The following is a 17,705-nucleotide window of genomic DNA, read 5'->3' as shown; positions in this document are numbered from 1 at the left end:
TCGGTATAGCGCTCCACCGTCGGATAGTAATTGATGCCATCCTCTCGATCCCCATATCCGCGCCGCTCCAGCACAGCTTTCAGCGCTACGTGAATCGCAGCAATGTTCCCATGCCCGCCCATCTCGGCAACAAAGCGGCCGCCCGGCTTCAACACGCGATGTACCTGCGACAGCATTGCATCCTGGTCGCGCACCCAGTGCAGCACTGCATTCGAAAAAACCGCATCAAACGTTCCATCATGAAACGGCAACAATTCGGCGTTCGACTGCTCCGCTTCAATTCCCCGCTCCCGCGCCGCCGCAATCATCTCCTGCGAAGCATCCACACCCAGCACGTGAGCGCCCGTGGCCGCCACCCGCTGCGTCAGTTGCCCATCGCCGCATCCCAGGTCGAGAATGAATTCCCCCATCTGCGCGTTCAGCCACTCCAGCACCCCGCTGGCAAGTCCGTGCACAAATGCGCCGTTCCGTTCGTAGGCCTGCGGGTCCCAAGTCTGCATCATCATCAACCTCCGCCCTTAGTTTCGGCGAAGCGCAGACCATAACGCAAAGTTATAATCTTTTGGGTTTGAATAAGAAATACTAATGGACATCGAACCGCTAAGCGATGCCTAGATCGATTGCACGGATAGAAGAGTCAGGTCGTCGACCAGGCCAACTTCCTTCTGCACGAATGGCTCTCCGTATTTCACACCTGCCAGCAAACCATAGTGCCGCGCTTCGGCAAAGGTGCGCTCCCTGATCTCTTCTTCCGGCACAAACAGATTGCCCCCCGCATCCTGGTTTGTGTATTGCGACTTGTAGGCCATCAACGCTGCATGCCTCTGTTCGATGAACGGCGTGATGTCGACGATAAAGCTGGGTCGCACATCCGCATACAAACTCGCGTAGACAATCTTGAACGGCCGATGCGGAGCCGTTCCAGTCTCGACTTTCGCGAGACCCGACAGGAAACATGCCTCGTATCCGAGCGTTGCAACGATTGCGTGGTCAGGGTGACGCGCTTGCCAATAGGGCAGGATGACAACCCTTGGCCGCACCTCGCGCACCATCCGCACAATCTTCTTCCGATTTTCCAGAGTGTTCTCGATTGCCCCGTCAGGCAGATCCAGCGCCTCGCGCCAACTCACACCCAGCAGGCGGGCCGCCTCAGATGCTTCCTGCGCGCGATCTTCCGCGGTTCCGCGCGTACCAGCCTCGCCCCTTGTCAGATCAAGAATCGCAGTCCGCAGTCCACGGGCCGCCATGCGCAGCAGCGTCCCCCCACAAGTCTGTTCCACGTCGTCGCGGTGCGCGGCAATCGCCAGTACATCCGCTCGCTGGGCATTGGATTCTTCAGTTGCAAGCATGGCTAGCTAGTAGACAGTGTTGTCGCCGTCGGTATGCGCGTCCATGAACGCAACATCCGACGCGGTTCCCGTCACCGACACGTACTGGTTATTGATCGACGACCCATCGGTGGTGTGGAAGATATAAACCTGCCCACCCTGCGCAACGTACACCTTATGCAACCCGGTCACGGCCGCGATGCCGTCCAGATCGCCGAGGTACGGCTCCAGCATTGTTACTGAGTTGGTGGTTGTGTTGTACATCGTCAGGCAACCGTACGGCTGACCCGTCTTGAATCGCTCGCCGTTGTTGCACTTGGTCATCCCGATCCACAGTGTGTTGTCGTCAGCAATCACCATGCGGCTCGGCGATCCCGGTGCACCGTCGCTGATCGAAACAGATGACGAAGCCGAGATGGTGCTGGAAGTCGTTTGCGCCAGGTTTACCAGCGTGAGATTTCCGGTGAACAATCCATCCGGCTGCAATTGCTGACCAGCGACATACATCGTCGTCGTCGATACAAGCGCGTTGCTCGATCCGCCGGGAATCGCCAGCGTGCAAGAACTTACGTTCGGCGTGCTGGCACAGTTGGCGTGAAGCGCATTGTTGGTCGGCAAGCTCCCTGAATGCTGCCCGGAGAGGAAGATCAACGGAGCGACCGGCACCTCGGTGATTGAAGAAGTCGAGCCGCCGCACTCGGCGCCGCAATTCAACACGTATGCCGTATTGCCATCGGCCGAAAAGACTGCCTTGACTGGTCGATCGAAGACGAGCGGCGCACCATAGGCATTGCCCGTTGCGTCTACATTATCCGGGCTCTGCATCTGGAAGAGGCACCACCCCGGAGAATTCTGCGGCTCGCAATCCATCGCAGCCTTCGGCCAGGTGCTCGACCCGCCGGAATAAGCGAGCGTCTCGTTGGCCGTCAACTTGCGCGCATAATAGGCATAATCGGAATTCTGCACAAACACCATTGCCGCGGATCCGCCGGGATTGACGCTGACCCGGTAAACACCCGGCAGGCTCAACGCGTATGAACCGCCGTTGGTATTGTCGATTGTCGTTAGTACCGTTGCCTGCTGGTTTGCCGCGAAAATGTAGTTCAGGTTACGCGTGATGAAGATACTCGACGAAGCGCCGTTCAAACCCTTTTGAGCACCGTTATCCGACTCTTTTTGATAGTTCACGGTGTGCAGTGAACCGTCACCGGCGCCGTATACCGCCCCGATTTGCTCCTCCGGCATATTCTGGATCGTGACCGGTAACTGTCCCGAATATCCTGTGATACTGAATCCACCAATCTTCTGGTTAAAGCTGAAGCGAATATCGTAAAACGCATCCACAAAGATCAGCGAACCGGTTGAGGCGATACTCGGGTTCTGTATGGCAATCAGAACGCGGTTCGTTAGGCCGCTGGGGGGCAGCGTTCTTCCTGCAAAGAATGTCGTGGACCCACATCCTGCCAACACAATTGCCGCTACCAGGGATCCGGCGGCGCTATACCAAAGACTTCTTTTCTTCAAAATCGATTCCCTCAAAACCGGAGCGGACAGACCGAGAAAGGTTGCACCGCGGTTGCCGCAACTTGGACAAAATGAATGGCGATTGCCGCAGAACCGACCCGTCCGAACTGGCTGATCCTGGACTGGTTCTGCATAGCTTTTGACTCTCGAAGTATAACAAAGCAACCCGCTCGCTCGACTTAATGCGCCGCATGCGCACTCGGGACCGCTCAGGTCCCCATTCGCCGCACAATCAGGTACAGTCCGGGAGGCTTGCGATAGCATGACAAGAGAATGGCCCAGTTTGCCGATATCTTCTCAAACCGCCCCGTGCTCGCCGACGGCGCCATGGGTACGGTCCTCTATGCGCGCGGGATCTTCATCAACCGCTGCTATGACGAGCTGAACCTTTCCGATCCCAACCTTATCCTTTCGATCCACGAGGAATACCTGCAGGCCGGCGCCGAAATTCTGGAAACAAACACCTTTGGAGCCAACCGCTTTCGCCTCACCCGGCATGGCCTGGCCTCGAAGGTTGCCGAGATCAATGCGGCGGGAGTCAAGGTGGCCCGCCAGGCCGTTGATCACCTGCTGGAAAAGCAGGCGGGTACGGCATACGTGGCCGGGTCGATAGGGCCGCTCGGCGTCCGACTCGAGCCACTGGGCAAAATCGGGCTTGATGAGGCGCGCGCCGCATTCGCTGAGCAGATTCGCGCCCTCGCGGATGCCGGCGTCGACCTGCTCATCATTGAGACAATGCCCGCACTGAACGAGGCGCGAGAGGCGTTGCTTGCCGCCGAAGAAACCGCGCCCGATTTGCCTGTTCTCGTAATGGTTACAGTGGACGACGAAAGCAATTGCCTCGACGGATCATCGCCGCAGCAGGCTGCCGCGCTGCTGACGGAGTGGGGTGCAGATGCCATTGGAGTCAATTGCTCCACCGGGCCTTCCACCGTTCTCACCGCAATCGAGGCCATGCGCAGCGCTACCACGCTGCCCCTCGCCGCGATGCCTAACGCCGGCATGCCCCGCGCCATTGAGGGCCGCAACATCTATCTCTGCTCGCCGGAATACATGGCCAGCTTCGCCCGCAAGGCCATCGCCGCTGGCGCTCAGATTGTCGGTGGCTGCTGCGGCACCACGCCCAACCATATCCGCGCGATGCGTTCGGCCATGCGCGCCATCGACGCGCAAGCCCGCGTAGCCGATGGTGGCAAGCACGCTGAGATTTCGACCGAAACGCCACCCGCACCCCTTGGCCAGCGTTCCCAAATCGGCTCGCTCATTGAACAAGGCGGATTCGTCACGCTCGTAGAAATCGTCCCGCCCAAGGGCATTGACTGCAGCAAGGAGATTGAAGGCGCGCGGCTGCTTGCCCAGCTCGGCGTCCACGCCATCAACGTCCCCGACTCGCCCCGTGCCTCCGCGCGCATGAGCGCCCAGAGCCTCTGCATCCAGATTCAGCAGCAAACCGGCATCGAAACGATTCTGCATTACACCTGCCGCGACCGGAACGTGCTCAGCATCCAATCCGACTTGCTCGGCGCTTCGTCGATCGGCCTGAAAAATATCCTCTGTCTCACCGGCGACCCACCCAAGCTCGGCAACTACCCCGACGCAACGGCGGTCTTTGATGTCGATGCCATTGGACTCGTCAATATTGTGCGGCGTCTCAATCACGGCCTCGACATCGGCTCCAATTCCATTGCGGCGTCCACCAACTTCACCATCGGCGTTGCGGCCAATCCCGGCGTGCCGGATATCGAGCACGAACTGCGCCGCTTCGCCTACAAGGTTGAGGCCGGAGCGGAATACGCCATCACGCAGCCTGTCTTCGACCTGCGCCTGCTCGAAGAGTTTCTCAACCGCATCGAGTCGTTCCGCATCCCGGTCATCGCCGGAATCTGGCCTCTGACCAGTCTGCGCAACGCGGAGTTCATGAAGAACGACCTGCGCGTCTCCATGCCGGAAGAGATCATGCTGCGCATGGCCCAGGTCACCACACCGGACGCCGCCCGCAAGGAAGGCATCCTCATTGCCCAGGAGATGCTCGAAGCCGTGCGCCCCATGGTCCAGGGCGTACAGGTCAGCGCCCCCTTCGGCCGCTACATCGCCGCCGCCGAAGTTATCGCCAGCGTCCTGCCCCAGAGCGCATCAGTCACGGAGTAATGCCATGCCATCGTTTGAAGATTCGCTCAAGAAGCTTGAAACCATCGTTGATCAACTCGAAAAAGGAGACTTGACCCTCGAAGACTCAATCAAGCTCTTCGAGGAGGGAGTAGGTCTCTCCGCAGCCTGCAAAAAGGACCTCGACACCGCCGAAGGCAAGGTGCAGATCCTCATCAAGCAGCGCGATGGCTCGCTCAAGACCGAGCCCTTCCCAACAGACAAGGCGCCCAAGTAGTCACTTCTTTGCGAGCGGCGGCTGAGACCAGCCCAGTCGCGACCGACGCCAGCCAACTTCTGTCATCGACAGTCACGATCGAAGACAACCAATCTCTGTCATTCCGACCGACCCTGAACGTCGTGAAGGGGAGCGGAGGAACCTGCAGTTGTCTTTTTTAGATCCTCAGCCGTTCCCGCAACCACTTCACCATATCCGGCGACAACTGGTCGGCAGACTTCAACCGGAAACGGCGAATATCCATCGGCGCCTCTTCGGCCACGCCGCCCACGCTTACCACCGCATCGGCCACGCGCAGCAGACGCTCGAAACTTGCCTTCTTGTTCGCGTCCTCCGCCAACAATGCCAGACATACGTCCGGCTTGATTACGTCCACGATCCGGTTCGACTCGTAGATCACGTTGCGGTCGGCTCCAATAGCACGCCGAATTCCCTCGACCGGAACCTCCGCCCCGCTTCGCATTACGAGCAACGCGCGTCGCGCGCCGGCGGCCAGATAGCGTGCGGTGTCCGTCTCGGTGCCGCCCTCGGTCTCTTCCCATATCTTCTCTTCGCGGATTTGTGCGGAGCCTTCCGGCGCGTAGTCGTGGCCGGAAATCTTTACAGCAGTCCAATCGAATTCCCGGAGCGCCGCAATGATCGCGCACACGAGCGCCGTCTTGCCGATATCCTTTGTGCTGCCGCCGACGACGAGGATGGCCACGGTTCTTCCATTCGGAGAATTTGAAATTCAGTTGCGTCAGGCGATGAAACGCAGGCTGTTTCCATCGGCATCTTTGACATACATTTCGCGGCCGCCCCATGTCTGATCGACCGGAGGAACAACGATGGGTACGCGCCTGGCGGTGAACTCCTTGTGGAACTTGTCGACGTCGTCGACGATGAGGTTGGCGACGCCTCCGGCAACGCCGTCGCCACTAAAGGACGAAAGGTGAAGCCAAACCCCGTCGCGCGAGATGCCCATGTAACACGGGTCCGTTGTCACGCCCTCAGGACGATGCTCAAACTCGAGTTGAAATCCCAGGCCCTGACAATAAAACTCAATCGCCTCGGCCGCGCTGGACATGTGTAACAGGGGAATTGCGCGTCGAATCATCTCACTCCTCTTTCGCTGATTTTCTACCCAGGCCCTTCGCCGCCTTCGGGTGTTTTGTCTCTTTCGCCAGGTCTTGCCGCCTTCGCAAGTTTCGAAAGCGTTGCTTGTTCGCGCAACACCTGCTTCAACGGTCGCGCGGGAGTCCCGAACATCACAGTCCCCGGCCGGTGTCCCTCGTTGGAGATGGTTTTACCACTGAAGACGCCGGACTGACCGCCCAGAATCACGCCGGGACCGACGTGCGCATGGTCGCCCATGCCCACCTGCCCCGCCAGCACGGCGCCTTTGCCCACCGTGCACGAGCCCGAAATGCCGGTAAGTGCCACCAGGATGACGTTCTCGCCGATGTCGCAGTTGTGGCCGATGTGGACGAGGTTGTCAATCTTGACTCCACGGCGAATGCGCGTCGCCTCAAGCGCTCCCCGATCGATGGTGGAGTTGGCGCCAATTTCAACATCGTCTTCAATGGTGAGTGTTCCCTGCTGGGGAAACTGCGTGTGCTCTCCCGTCAGCGCGTCGCGGACATACCCAAAGCCGTCGGCGCCGAGCACCGCGCCCGCATGCACCACCACGCGATTGCCGATGGTTGTGCCGGGATAGATAACGACGCGGGGATGAATGTGGCAGAGTTCGCCAATTCTCACGCCCTCGCCGAGGACCACTCCGGCGTCGATGAGTGTGCCGTTGCCGATGCTTACGTGTGAGCCGATCACGGCGCAGGGACCGACCACCACACCGGGATCAACCTTCGTATCCGGTGCGACGACGGCGGAGTGCGCGATGCCCGCAATGTGGATGTGCTTCGTTACGAGCTTCGCTGCCTTCGCGAACCAGAGCTTCGGCTGATCGGATTCGATGATGCATTTGCCGCGCGGATACTGCGTGATGGCGCCGGGCTTCAACACCACGACGCCCGCATTGCTCGCGAGCGCCGTGGTGACTGCAGCATCCGAGTCGGCAAATGCGAGATCGAAGGCGCTGGCCTTTTCGGGTGCGTTGACGCCATCGACCATCCACTCCGGATCGCCTTGCACCAGGTTTCCACCCAGCTCTTCAATCAGTTCCTGCAATGTCATGGAATTGCTCCATTGAAAGAGTAGCGCCGGGGGCTGGCCGCGCCATCCCCATTTGGTTATGTAACCACGCCGCACCTGTTTGCGAATTGATCTGGGATGACTAAGAGCTGGGTGCCCCCGGTCTCGCTTTTGAGACCGGGGAATTCCAAGAGCCTACAGCATGCGTGGAGTTTTCCGCCCCTCACACTACACTGTTCCCATGCGCCCGGCCCTCATCCTCCTCGCATTCCTTGCAGCCTCCTCATCCCACGCCCAGTTCACCCTCCAGACCTCCAACACCACCGCCGACCTGCGAGGCATCCACAACGTCGGCAACGGAGTCGCCTGGGCCTCCGGCACCAACGGCACCGTCCTCCGCACCGAAGACGGCGGCTACGTCTGGCAGTCCTGCTCCATGCCCCCCGACGCCGAGAAACTCGACTTCCGCGGCATCGAATCCTTCAATGCCAACACTGCCATCGTCATGTCCTCCGGCCCTGGCGACCAATCCCGCCTCTACAGAACCACCGACGGTTGCCACACCTGGAAACTCGTGTTCACCAATCCCGACGAAACTGGCTTTTTCGATTCTGTCCACTTCGCGCCAGATGGCAAGCTCTACGTTCTTGGCGATCCGGTCAAAAATGCGTTTGCGCTTTTCCTCAGCGATGACTACGGAGACACATGGTTTGCTGCGGGAGACAAAGGACGCGACGCACATGCGAACGAAGGAGCATTCGCGGCCAGCAATTCAAGTTTCACTAGCTACGGTCCTTTTTTGCTCTTCGGAGCTGGGGGCTCCGAACATGCCCACGCGTACTGGACAAGCACAAGGTGTTCCCCGCCGCCCGGGCATCCAAACGGACCCGCGCTCTCTGACTGTGGGGTGGTTTGGAATAGCAGTGAGGTGCCCGTAGCCAGTGGCACGCCGGCATCCGGTATCTTCTCGCTCGCCGCCAAAGCAACGACCACAAAGAGTGGTGCCCCGACAGCCACTGTCATCGCGGTCGGAGGTGTATACGACCATCCCGATCTGGGCACACAAATCGCCGCATTCAGCGTGGATGGTGGCCAGCACTGGACTGCTGCGATCACCCCGCCCCACGGCTACCGCTCCGCCGTGGCCTACGACCCCGCCACCAAAACCTGGATCACCGTCGGCCCCAACGGCACCGACATCTCCACCGACGACGGCAAGAACTGGCACGCCCTCCATCCCGATCCCGCGTTGCACGACCCCCCCGACGCCGACCGCAACTGGAACGCGCTTTCCCTCCCCTTCGTTGTCGGTCCGCACGGCCGCATCGGAAGGCTGGATGAGCGGCATTGAAGTCGCAGATGTGTTATTCCACGCGCAGCGCCTTCACCGGGTTGATGGAGGCAGCGCGGCGGGCGGGGATCATGCCGGCCACGGCTGCCGCCACAGTCAGGATGCAGATGGCTCCCACCAGGACGCCCGTATCGACGCGGGTGATTTCGTAGAGTTGGGATTTGATGTAGCGGACGCAGAGGATGGCGATCGGAGCGCCGATCGCGAGCCGGATCACCGCCTGCAGCATGGCTCCGCGCATCACCATGCCGACGACGCGAATGCGTTCGGCGCCGAGCGCCATGCGGATGCCGATCTCCGGTGTGCGTCGGACAACCGTGTACGAGGTGACGCCATAGAGGCCGATGGTGGCGAGCAGCAGGGCAAGTGCGCCGAAAAGTGACGTTAGTTGCGCGATCATGCGGCCGTCGTTGAAGCGGTCTGCAATCTGCTGATCGAATGTCTGAAACTTGACGATGGTGAGGTTGGGATTGATGCCCGAGAGCGTGCGCTGCGCGAGCTTTTCCATGTCGTTCATGGGACGGCTGGTCTGGAGGATGATGGCGCCGGCGTAGAGCCCTATGTCTTCGGAGATCGGCGTTTTAGTGTTGGCGGGGCGCTGGGTGATGGGAACGAAATACATGGCGTGGTCTTTCCACTGCACCGCAGTGTAGGTGGTGTCTTCGACGACGCCGACGATCTCATATTTGCCCTGGCCTTCTGGACCGGGCGAACCCACGCGATGGCCAATGGGATTCTGGCCGGGCTTGAAAAAGGTCTTTACGAATTGCTGGTTGACGACTGCAATGGGCGGCGCTGCCAGCAGATCCTGCGGCTTGAATCCGCGACCCATCAGAACGTGAGTGCCGACAGAATCGAAGTAGTCGGCGTTGCCTTTCACCCATGAAGCACCCTTGTTGGGATCGGGCTCGCCCTGAATCTGCACGCTATTGCTCCAGTTGTTGTCTTCCATGGGGGTATAGGTTGAGATGCCGACTTTAACCACACCGGGCAACGCATGGAAATGGTCCTCGATAGTGCGATAGAGCGCTTCCACCTGGGTAGTGGCATATCCCGCGGCCTGTGGATTGAAGTGGATGATGTAGCGGTTCTTCGAGTCGAGGTGCATGTCGGAGCTTTCGAGTTTATTGAGACTCTGCGCAAACAGGCCGGCGCCGACAAGCAGAACCAGCGAGAGTGACGCCTGCAGAATGACAAGCGAACGCTGCAACAGAGAGGCTCCGCCGGCCGTGGTACGCGTGCCAGAGCGAAGTGCATCGGCCGGCTGTGCCTGGGCCGCGATCCACGCGGGCGCTACGCCGAAGAGGATGCCGGTGAGGAGCGAAAGCCCAAACGCAAAGAGGATGACGAGAAGCGAAGGAGTCGCATCGATGGGCACATTCTGCGCACCGGGAAAGGCCATCGCCAGCAGCATGTGCGCTCCCGCATACGCGACAGCGAGGCCGGCAATGCCTCCGAGTCCGGCGAGGAGGATGCTTTCGGTAAGAAGCTGGCGGATGATGCGGCTACGCTGCGCTCCCAAGGCTGTGCGCACGCACATCTCGGAGCGGCGGCCCATGCTGCGCACTAGCTGGAGATTGGCAATGTTGGCGCAGGCGACGAGCAACACCAGAGCGGCGATCCAGCTAAGGAGGTGGAGTTGCGACTTGGCGTTGTCCTGCAGTTGCTGGATTCCGGCGCCGCCCGGAATCAGGACGACATGGGTGCGGTCAAGGAACGTCTTGCCGCGTGCGTCCGAGAACATCTTGAAGGTGGAGAATTCCTGACGAAGCAGGGTGCTGATTTTGGATTGCACGGCTGGAAGCGAGACACCCGGCTTGACGCGGCCAATCACGTAGACCCATTCAGTCTCGGGATCGTGGAGATAGGGGACGTTGGCGATGACGGCCATGGACTCGATAGGCAGATAGAAGTTGGGCGGCGTGCTCGTAAGCCGATCGCCATAGTAACCCTTGGGCGCTACGCCGATGATGGTGACGGGCTGGGTGTTGACGCGAAACGTGGTGCCGATGATGGAGGGGTCGGCGGCATAATCGTGTGCCCAGGTGTCGTAGCTCATGACGGCGGTGAACGCGGCGCCCTTGGTGTCGTCGCCGTCGGTGAAGAAGCGGCCCGCGGCCGGCTGAAGGCCGAAGGTGCGGAAGTAATTGCCGGAGACGAACTCGCCCATGATCGATTTTGCGACGCTCTGGGGGTCTTCGTGCCGAGCAGTGAGCGGCCGGTAATCGAAACCGGCTTCCATCGCGGCCAATTCCTGGAATTCGGGGACATTCTTCTTCATTAGGAGATAGGAATCGGTGGAGAAGAGCGAGTAGTCGCCCTTGTCGTTCCAACCGGAGTTGACGCAGCAGTCGTCGGTATCGCCCACGCGGATCAGGGTTTTGGGGTCGACGACGGGCAGGTTGCGCAACAGGACTGCGTTAACCAGGGTGAAGATCGCGGCGTTGGCGCCGATGCCGAGGGCAAGCGTGAGAATGACGGTGGTGGTAAAGCCGGGCGTCTTGCGCACCTGGCGAAACGCGTAGACCAGATCCTGGAGAAAAACCGTCATCGAATACCTCCGGGCACACGGCGATGTGCGATGGAACAAGCACGTTTGAGGCCAGGATGCGCCCCCGTTGATACCGGAGTCTATCAGGGGTTGAAGGGGGTGAGCGTTCAAAAACGGGACGGAGTGTTCGAATTTGAACGGTGGAATCGGCCCCTCGGTTGTGCGGATCGAGGCACAAGGAAAAGCAGCCGCAGATTCCTCGGCTTCGTTCGGAATGACAACGTAGAAGACAAATCGTTCGGAATGACAATTGACGTTTTTGGGATTGAATCGAGGACGGGGTTAATCTCTGGTTTTTCGCGGTTCGGCGTAGTAGCCGGTTTTGTGGCGGATGTTGAAGGACTCAGTGGCGGCGCGGGGAACGGTGACGTCAATGCGATGGAATGCCCTTCCGGGCTCCTGGTTGTGCGGGTAGTAGCCGATCATGTATTGCGTGCGGAGGTCGTCACTGACGCGGGCGAAGGCCTTGTCGAGTCCGCCGGCATCGACGTAGAAGTGCTTGCCACCCGTGTCTTCAGAAAGCTGGATGAGGGCGTGCTCGCCGCCAAGATCGCGGCCGGCGCTGGCCTCAATGGGCACGTCGATGATGGAGTAGATCATGACCTCGTCGCGCAGCGCCATTTCGAGGGCCTCGTTGTAGGTTGAGCCTTTCACCGTGTCGCCGCCATCGGTGACGAGGACCAGGACTTTGCGGCCATCCTTTTTGCCGAGAGACTTGGACCCGAGGTAGATTGCGTCATACAGCGCGGTGCCGCCCTCGCCGCGCATCCGGTCGAGGCCATGATCGATGAGCGAAACCTTGTTGGTGAAGTCGGCGAGTTCGGTCACAAAGGTATCGAATTCGATTACGCTCATCTGGTCCTGCGAGCGCAAGAGAGCGTGCACAAACTTCTTCGCGGCCTGCTGCTCGATCGAGCGGTCCTTATAGGTGCTGGAGCTGGTGTCGATGGCCAGCGTGAGGTTGAGCGGCATTTCGGACTGGCGTTCGAAGACGGCGATATTCTGGGGGCGGCTGTCCTCGGTGATCTTGAAATCTTCCTTTGTCAGGCCGCCGACGATGGCGCCGGTCTTGTCTGTCACGTTGACGAATAGGCTGACCAGTTTGACGTCGAGACGGAGGGGCTTGTCTTCCTGCGCGGCGAGGCGGAGACCGAGGCCTAGCGCGAAAAGCAATAAGAGTGGAATCTTGGATATGAGCGTAAATCGGTGCGGCAGAGGTCGAGATGCTACGGAAGGCCGTCCCGCAGGGGCTAAAGCCCGAACGATCGGACGAGCATATCGGCACGACTGAAGTCGTGCCCTTTCAAAGGCGAATTTCCGCGTGCACTCAGGCCGCAGGGCCATCGGTACCCTCCACGGCGTAGCCCGGCGGAAAGGGTTCGCCATCGGCCCAGACTGCGCCGTCAACGAAGGTTTCCTTTTTCCAGATTGGCACGGTTTTTTTGAGCGTGTCGATGAGCCATCGGCTGGCTTCGAAGGCCTGGCGGCGATGGGCTGAAGCAACGATGATGAGCACGCTGGTTTCCCCGACCTGCAGGCGGCCCAAGCGGTGGATGATGGCGACGTTGCGCACGCCGAGGCGGGCGATCGCTTCGCGCGCCAACTCGTTCATCTGCTTCGTGGCCATCTCTTCGTAAGCCTCGTAGTCGAGGTAGAGGGTCTGGCGGCCGCGGGAGTTGTTGCGGACGATGCCATCGAAGACAATAACTGCGCCGTCTTCGCCTTGCTTGGCGGCGGCAACAAGGGTTTCAGCCTGGATCGGTTCGCGAACAAGCCGGATCAGCACGCAATCTTCGGTTTTCGCAGGTTCGTTCGAGAGGATTCCGCCGGAGACGGGTGGAAGCAGGCCGACTTCATCATTCTCGCGTAGCACCTGGCGGCGCTCGGCGTATTCGGCGTTGACGCTGACGGCGATGCCGAGGGTTTCAACGGCGGGGGCCTGGACACCGAGCCGGGCGAGGAGGTTGGCGACGGTCGCTCCGCGGGGCAGTTCCAGGGCGAAGGGGTCGGAACCGAGAGACTCCTTGAGAATTCCGAAAGGGAGAACGCGTACGTGCATGATAGAGAAAGAATACCGCCTGGGTTATTAGACGTATGAAGGCGCGAGCGGTGGGCTTGCCGTTTATCGCACGAGCCTCTTCCGATCCCGCGATCCGAGGGATGCGCGGGAAAATGGCTGGCAGGGGCGGCGTCCAGGCGTCTCTGACACGAGGCTCGGGCGGGAATGGACCACCGGGCGAATCGGATGCCAACAACTGACGGCGGTCACATTCCCGGGTTGCGCGGGGATGCTATCCTTGCGCGTCGTTTTAGGTGCAAGGAGGATGACTTGAAAACAAGCGTCATGCTGGTGATGGCGGGATTGGTATTTTTGTCGGGGTGCGACACGGGGAACAATGCTGCCAAGGTTCCCGCCAAGCCCAAATGGCCGGGGGCCGCGTATCATCTCGCGTTTGAGACACAGGCCGCAAAACCGAATCCATCGGGCGTCACGATTCCTGTCATCAAGTACTCGGCAAATCCTGAGGCGCTGGAGAAGCGAGCTACGCTCGTGGTGCAATTCGACACGTCCGGAGTGAAGAAAGATGGGCCCGTTTCGAACCAGATGGTCATGGGGCCAGTTGACGTTCCTGCGGTGGAGGGTGCCCTTCCGGCGGAGTATATGGATGCGGCGGACAAGGGACTGGCGTCATTTCTGAATGCATATTGCATTCACGGAAAAGTTAAGCTCACAGTCGCGCTTGCGCGGTCGTCGCTTTCGAGCCGCCCCGGAGATGCCGAACTGAACATAAAGCGGCTTTCAGACTGGATGCCGATCGAAGTTGTCTTCAAGAATCCGCACCCGAAGTGCTAGGTCTTGACCTGAACGAAGAGCTTGCGAATAGTTAATAGACGCGGCTAGACTCCTTCGCATGATGCGACCGATTCCCCACGTTGCCAGAATTTCTGCCGCAGCTTTGGCGTTGACGCTTGCTGCCGTTTCAACCTATGCGCAGGACTGGGCCAAGACCCGGCTCGATGCTTCTCCGCGACACCATGAGTATGTGACTCTCAAGCATGACGACCGCACTCTGCAGGCGTTTGTGGTCTATCCCGAGGTGAAGAGCAAGGCGACGGTTGTTGTCCTGATTCACGAGATTTTCGGGCTCAGCGACTGGGCCAAGGAGATGGCCGATGAGCTTGCGGGACAGGGCTTCATCGTGGTCGCTCCCGATTTGATTTCAGGCCTCGGTCCCAACGGTGGCGGTTCAAGCGCGATGCCCGATCGGGATGCATCCGTCAAGGCCGTTTCCGGACTGGATGCAAACCAGGTGATGGCCGATCTGGATGCGGCTGCGGACTATGGGAAGAAGATTCCTGCGGCGAACGGCAAGGTCGTAACGGTGGGATTCTGCTGGGGCGGGGGAAAGTCATTCGCCTTCGCCACACATCGCAAGGATCTTTCAGCCGCGTTCGTGTTCTATGGACCCGGTCCCGCGGATGTCAGTTCGATTACCGCCCCGGTGTATGGCTTCTATGCGGGTAACGATGCGCGGATCGGAGCCACGATTCCGGCCACGACCGAGGCCATGAAGGCGGCTGGCAAGACATACGAGCCAGTGACCTACGACGGCGCCGGACATGGATTCATGCGCGCGGGCGAGGACCCGACAGATACGAATCCGGCAAACAAGACTGCGCGGGAGCAAGGGTTTGCTCGTCTCGTGAAGCTGCTGAAGGGGCTGTGATTCGAGGTTCGACCTTTCCCATCCATTCCGCCGACGACATTTTGGCTTGTCTCATTCCGAGCTGCGACACTACGGCTTGTCATTCCGAGCGACCAAAGGGAGCCGAGGAACCTGCAGTTGCTCTTTCTCAACCAACCACCGATCCTGGGTGCCACCCATGACCCAGTTTCACCGCGCCATGACACGCCCATGTGTGTGAGCAACGAAAAAGGCCGGCTGGTTAGCCGGCCTTTCTGTTTTTGCTGCCGATCGCAGTTTCCCTGCGGCTTATGCTGCGGCGGAGGCGCCGTGTTCGGCGGCTATCGAGGTGACCTCGGGCTTGGCTTTCAGCAGAGGGAGTGCCACGGCCAGTACATCTTCAATGCGGCTGGCGTAGTGGATCGAAACTCCGGCAATCATCTCGGGCGTCAGGTCTTCTTCGACGTCCTGGCGGTTGTCGGCTGGCAAGATGATGGTTTCCACCCCTGCTCGGCGTGCGGCTAGAAACTTCTCCTTGATGCCGCCTACGGGGAGCACGTTTCCGCTGAGGGTGATCTCGCCGGTCATCGCGGTAAGCGGACGGACCGGAATATCAGTCAGCAGCGATGCAAGCACCGTCGCCATGGTGACGCCGGCTGAAGGACCATCCTTGGGGATCGCGCCTGCGGGCACGTGAATGTGCAGGTCGAGGTCCTTGTTAAAGTCCTCTGGCAGACCGAGCAATGCCGAGTTCGAACGCACCCAGGTTAACGCGGCCTGCATCGACTCCTGCATCACCTCGCCGATCTGGCCGGTCATGGTGAAGCCGCCTTTGCCCTTCATCTTGTTGGCCTCGATGAAGAGAATGTCACCGCCGGCCGGTGTCCACGCAAGACCCACGGCCACACCCGGACGCTTGACGCGCTCAGCGACTTCGGTTTCGACCCGGACCTGGATGCCACCAAGAAACTCCTTCAGCACATCCTTGTCGACCACAAGCTTTTCCAGCTTCCCTTCGACGACGCGGCGCGCTTCCTTACGGCACACCGTGCCGATGACTTGCTCGAGTTTGCGCACCCCAGCTTCGCGCGTGTAGTGGCGCACGATATGGCGGACAGCTGACTCGGGGAATTCGATCTGTTCCTCTGTGATTCCATTTCCCTTGATCTGACGCGGAACAAGGTAACGCGCGGCGATGTGCACTTTCTCCTCTTCGCTGTAGCCTTGGAGCGGAATGATCTCCATGCGGTCGATCAGCGGCGGAGGCACGGTGTCGAGCATGTTCGCCGTGCAGATGAACAGCACCTTCGACAAATCGAAAGGCACGTCGAGGTAGTTATCGCGGAACGTGTTGTTCTGCTCCGGATCGAGCGTCTCGAGCAGCGCCGACGCGGGGTCTCCGCGGAAATCGCGTCCGAGCTTGTCGACCTCGTCGAGCATGATCACCGGATCGTTGGTTTCGGCGCGGCGGATGCTCTGAATGATCTGCCCCGGCAAAGCTCCAATGTAAGTGCGGCGGTGCCCGCGAATTTCGGCTTCGTCATGCATGCCGCCCAGGGAAACACGCTGGAACTTGCGTCCTAGCGCACGTGCGATGGAGCGGCCGAGCGAAGTTTTGCCCACGCCCGGAGGTCCGACGAAGCAGAGGATCGGCCCCTTCATATCGGGCTTGAGTTCGAGCACCGACAGGTAATCGAGAATGCGATCCTTCACCTTTTTCAGCTCGTAGTGATCCTCATCGAGGATCTCGCGAGCCTTGTTGATGTCGATCTTGGAGCCGGAACTCTTTGCCCATGGCAAAATTGCAAGCCACTCGATGTAGTTGCGTGTGAGCGAGTAGTCGGCGGCCATGGGAGACATGCGGCCGAGGCGCGAGAGTTCCTTCATCGCCTCTTTTTTCACGTCCTCCGGCATGCCGGCTTCTTCAATCTTCTTGCGCAGGTCTTCGACTTCGCGCTGGCCCTCGTCCTGTTCGCCGAGCTCCTTCTGGATGGCCTTCATTTGCTCGCGCAGATAGTAGTCGCGCTGCGACTGCTGGACCTGGTCCTGCACTTCGCTCTGAATCTTGGTGCGTAGCTGCTGAACTTCCAGTTCCTTGGCAAGGTGCTTCGTAAGCAGATCGAGCCGAGCGGGAACGCTGGCGGTTTCAAGCAGCGCCTGTTTGTCGTCGGTTGTGAGGAACGGCAGCGAGGAGGCGACAAAGTCGACCAGGCGACTGGAGTCCTCGATATTTCCGGCAATGGTGCGAAGTTCGTCAGAGAGCGTGGCCGATTCGGAGACGATCTGCTGGAACTGGCCAACGACATTGCGGACCAGAGCCTCAACTGAAGACGTGTTTTCTGCCTCGATGTCTTCAACGGTCTCGACCTCAGCAATCATGAACGGCTCGGTCTGGACGTAGCGAATCAGGCGCACGCGCTCAACGCCTTCGGTAAAGACGAAGCGGCTCTGGTTGGGCATGCGCACAACCTTGTGCACGGTGGCTAAAGTGCCTACTTCGTGCAGGTCGGTCGGCTTGGGCGCGTCGAGGCGCGGATCGAGCTGGGCGGCGACCACAATGGAGCGCTCTTCCCCCAGGGACTCGATCAACTGGATGGAGCTCTCGCGGCCAACCGTTAGCGGCAGAACAGCATGCGGGAACAAGACGGTATCGCGAACAGGCAGAATCGGTATGCGTTTGGGCCCAGAAACTGACCTTTTCTGGGGATTTTCCGGCGGCAAAATGGAAGGCTGACTTGGCATTGAGTGTCCT

General features: G+C 59.8%; 15 protein-coding genes. 5 read left to right on the top strand and 10 right to left on the bottom strand.

Annotated features, from left to right (window positions below; translation table 11 throughout):
- From VK574_RS15525 to VK574_RS15515, 3 genes are all read right to left on the bottom strand, one after another.
- On the bottom strand, positions 1 to 506 hold a 506-nt coding region (locus VK574_RS15525; protein ID WP_472800770.1), incomplete at its 3' end, for a class I SAM-dependent methyltransferase.
- A gap of 105 nt (positions 507 to 611) precedes the next feature.
- Positions 612 to 1,349 carry a bacillithiol biosynthesis deacetylase BshB1 gene (gene bshB1, locus VK574_RS15520; protein ID WP_472800769.1) on the bottom strand — a complete coding sequence of 246 codons (738 nt, stop codon included), beginning with the start codon at positions 1,347 to 1,349 and terminating at the stop codon, positions 612 to 614.
- A gap of 6 nt (positions 1,350 to 1,355) precedes the next feature.
- On the bottom strand, positions 1,356 to 2,852 hold the full coding sequence (locus VK574_RS15515) for a hypothetical protein (protein ID WP_472800768.1): 1,497 nt from the start codon (positions 2,850 to 2,852) through the stop codon (positions 1,356 to 1,358).
- A 273-nt stretch (positions 2,853 to 3,125) separates the two neighbouring features.
- Between VK574_RS15515 and VK574_RS15510 the strand changes: the two genes are divergently transcribed.
- Both VK574_RS15510 and VK574_RS15505 read left to right on the top strand, forming a co-directional pair.
- Positions 3,126 to 5,000, top strand: a complete 1,875-nt coding sequence (locus VK574_RS15510; protein ID WP_472800767.1) for a bifunctional homocysteine S-methyltransferase/methylenetetrahydrofolate reductase — start codon at positions 3,126 to 3,128, stop codon at positions 4,998 to 5,000.
- A gap of 4 nt (positions 5,001 to 5,004) precedes the next feature.
- On the top strand, positions 5,005 to 5,235 hold the full coding sequence (locus VK574_RS15505; protein ID WP_472800766.1) for an exodeoxyribonuclease VII small subunit: 231 nt from the start codon (positions 5,005 to 5,007) through the stop codon (positions 5,233 to 5,235).
- Positions 5,236 to 5,392: 157 nt separating this feature from the next.
- On the opposite strand, the gene VK574_RS15500 is transcribed toward VK574_RS15505, so the two are convergent.
- The 3 genes from VK574_RS15500 to lpxD are packed head-to-tail and all read right to left on the bottom strand — an operon-like array spanning position 5,393 to position 7,407.
- Positions 5,393 to 5,938, bottom strand: coding sequence for a hypothetical protein (locus tag VK574_RS15500; protein ID WP_472800765.1), 546 nt, complete (start codon positions 5,936 to 5,938; stop codon positions 5,393 to 5,395).
- A 36-nt stretch (positions 5,939 to 5,974) separates the two neighbouring features.
- The gene (locus VK574_RS15495) at positions 5,975 to 6,331 is read right to left on the bottom strand and encodes a bleomycin resistance protein (protein ID WP_472800764.1); all 357 of its coding nucleotides are present in this window, start codon (positions 6,329 to 6,331) and stop codon (positions 5,975 to 5,977) included.
- Positions 6,332 to 6,354: 23 nt separating this feature from the next.
- Positions 6,355 to 7,407 carry a UDP-3-O-(3-hydroxymyristoyl)glucosamine N-acyltransferase gene (gene lpxD, locus VK574_RS15490; protein WP_472800763.1) on the bottom strand — a complete coding sequence of 351 codons (1,053 nt, stop codon included), beginning with the start codon at positions 7,405 to 7,407 and terminating at the stop codon, positions 6,355 to 6,357.
- Positions 7,408 to 7,567: 160 nt separating this feature from the next.
- On the opposite strand from lpxD, the gene VK574_RS15485 reads away from it, so the two are divergent.
- Positions 7,568 to 8,716 (top strand): glycosyl hydrolase, encoded by a 1,149-nt coding sequence (locus VK574_RS15485; RefSeq protein ID WP_472800762.1) that lies wholly within the window; start codon positions 7,568 to 7,570, stop codon positions 8,714 to 8,716.
- Positions 8,717 to 8,729: 13 nt separating this feature from the next.
- On the opposite strand, the gene VK574_RS15480 is transcribed toward VK574_RS15485, so the two are convergent.
- The 3 genes from VK574_RS15480 to VK574_RS15470 all read right to left on the bottom strand — a co-directional run bounded on the left by VK574_RS15480 (position 8,730) and on the right by VK574_RS15470 (position 13,326).
- On the bottom strand, positions 8,730 to 11,267 hold the full coding sequence (locus VK574_RS15480) for an ABC transporter permease (protein ID WP_472800761.1): 2,538 nt from the start codon (positions 11,265 to 11,267) through the stop codon (positions 8,730 to 8,732).
- 282 nt (positions 11,268 to 11,549) lie between these two features.
- On the bottom strand, positions 11,550 to 12,440 hold the full coding sequence (locus VK574_RS15475; protein WP_472800760.1) for a VWA domain-containing protein: 891 nt from the start codon (positions 12,438 to 12,440) through the stop codon (positions 11,550 to 11,552).
- A 154-nt stretch (positions 12,441 to 12,594) separates the two neighbouring features.
- Positions 12,595 to 13,326, bottom strand: a complete 732-nt coding sequence (locus VK574_RS15470; RefSeq protein WP_472800759.1) for a molybdenum cofactor biosynthesis protein — start codon at positions 13,324 to 13,326, stop codon at positions 12,595 to 12,597.
- A gap of 270 nt (positions 13,327 to 13,596) precedes the next feature.
- Here VK574_RS15470 and VK574_RS15465 point away from each other — a divergent pair, with 270 nt between their 5' ends.
- Complete coding sequence (locus VK574_RS15465; protein WP_472800758.1) at positions 13,597 to 14,121, top strand: hypothetical protein; 525 nt, start codon at positions 13,597 to 13,599, stop codon at positions 14,119 to 14,121.
- Between the two features lie 58 nt (positions 14,122 to 14,179).
- A complete protein-coding gene (locus VK574_RS15460) occupies positions 14,180 to 14,995 on the top strand; it encodes a dienelactone hydrolase family protein (RefSeq protein WP_472800757.1) in 816 nt (271 codons plus the stop codon).
- A gap of 267 nt (positions 14,996 to 15,262) precedes the next feature.
- Here VK574_RS15460 and lon read toward each other — a convergent pair whose 3' ends face one another.
- Positions 15,263 to 17,695 (bottom strand): endopeptidase La, encoded by a 2,433-nt coding sequence (gene lon, locus VK574_RS15455; RefSeq protein ID WP_472800756.1) that lies wholly within the window; start codon positions 17,693 to 17,695, stop codon positions 15,263 to 15,265.
- Positions 17,696 to 17,705: the final 10 nt, after the last annotated feature.

The organism is Occallatibacter sp., assembly GCF_035317045.1.
Taxonomy (GTDB): Bacteria; Acidobacteriota; Terriglobia; order Terriglobales; family Acidobacteriaceae; genus Telmatobacter.
This window is presented reverse-complemented; position numbering and strand designations above follow the sequence as displayed.